Genomic DNA, 1507 nt, shown 5'->3' with positions numbered 1-1507 from the left:
TCCGCGCCGTCCGCCTCGCCGGCGCCCTCCGCGAACACGGCTACAGCCTCGGCATCCGCGACATCTTCGCCCACCGCACCATCGCCAACCTCGCCGCCAACACCAGCATCACGGACGACATCCAGCCCTTCCGCACCGTCGAACCGTTCACCCTGATCAGCGCCGAAGACCGCAACACCCTCCCCACCGACATCGACGACGCCTACCCCCTCTCCCAGATCCAGACCGGCATGCTCGTCGAGATGCTCGCGGACGAGGAGAAGCGCAACTACCTGGACGTCAGCTTCTACCGCATCCCGGACACCAAGCCGTTCTCGCCGGACGCCTTCCGGCAGGCCGCCCAGGTCGTGGTCGGCCGCCACGACATCCTCCGTACGTCCACCCACCTCACCGGCTACGGGCAGCCGCTGCAGATCGTCCACAGCACGGTGGACATCCCGATCCGCACCGAGGACCTCCGCCACCTGAGCCCGGAGGACCAGTACCAGTTCGGCCTCGGGGTGCTGGCGGACGAGCGCGCCGCCGGCTTCGAGGTGGCCACCGCACCGCTACTGCGGATCGGGGCCTACATCGAGTCCGACGAGTCGTGGCGGCTGAGCTTCACGCACTGCCACGCGGTCACCGAGGGCTGGAGCATGCACACCCTCACCATGGAGCTGCTGGCCGCCTACTGGGCGATCCGCGACGGTGAGGAGCCGCCCGAGTACGAGGCCCCCGAGGTCCGCTACGCCGACTTCATCGCCGCCGAGCTGGCGTCGCTGGACAGCTCCGAGGACCAGCCGTACTGGAAGGCCATTACCGACCAGCACGCCCCACTCACCCTGCCCGAGGCCTGGGGTGACCAGACCCGGCCCCGAGAGCCGCACCGCGAGGACGTCCCGTACGGGGACCTGGAGGACCGCCTGCGCGCACTCGCGACCGAGGCCGGCGCCTCGCTCAAGAGCGTGTTCCTGGCGGCGCACCTGAAGGTGATGAGCGCCCTCACCACCGAGGACGCCTTCCACGTCGGCCTGGTCTGCCACGGGCGGCTGGAGGTTCCGGGCGCCGAGAAGGTGCTGGGCATGCACCTCAACACGCTGCCCATGCCGTTCAAGCGCAGTGCCACGCCGCGTACTTGGGTGGGTCTGGTCAAGCAGGCGTTCGAGCGCGAGACCGAGATCTGGGGCCACCGGCGCTACCCGCTGCCGTCCGTTCAGCGGGCGGCGGGCGCGGAACGACTGATCACCGTCCTGTTCGACTACCTGGACTTCCACCAGATGGACAACGACCGGGTCGACGTCCAGGCGGAGTACCACGCGGCGCCGAACGAGTTCGCGTTGAACGTGTCGGCCATCGGCGGCTACGTCCACCTGGCCACCGGTACGACCGTACTCAGCCCCGAGTCCGGGGCGCGGCTGGCGGCGATGTACCGGACCGTGCTCGAAGCCATGGCCACCGACCCCCACGGCGACGCCACCACCAGCCCCCTCCCCGCCGGCGAACAGGCCCACCTCCTCGCCACCGGCAC

1 protein-coding gene is annotated in these 1507 nt (G+C 69.9%); it reads left to right on the top strand.

Translation table 11 applies throughout. The features are described from left to right. Positions 1–1507: condensation domain-containing protein (locus P3T29_RS32580; RefSeq protein WP_280720291.1), on the top strand; the 1507-nt coding region annotated here is incomplete at both ends.

Origin of the sequence: Kitasatospora sp. MAP5-34 (genome assembly GCF_029894335.1) — a bacterium.
GTDB lineage: Bacteria > Actinomycetota > Actinomycetes > Streptomycetales > Streptomycetaceae > Kitasatospora.
Note: the sequence above shows the minus strand (reverse complement) of the source record. Positions and strands in the feature narration are given on the sequence as shown.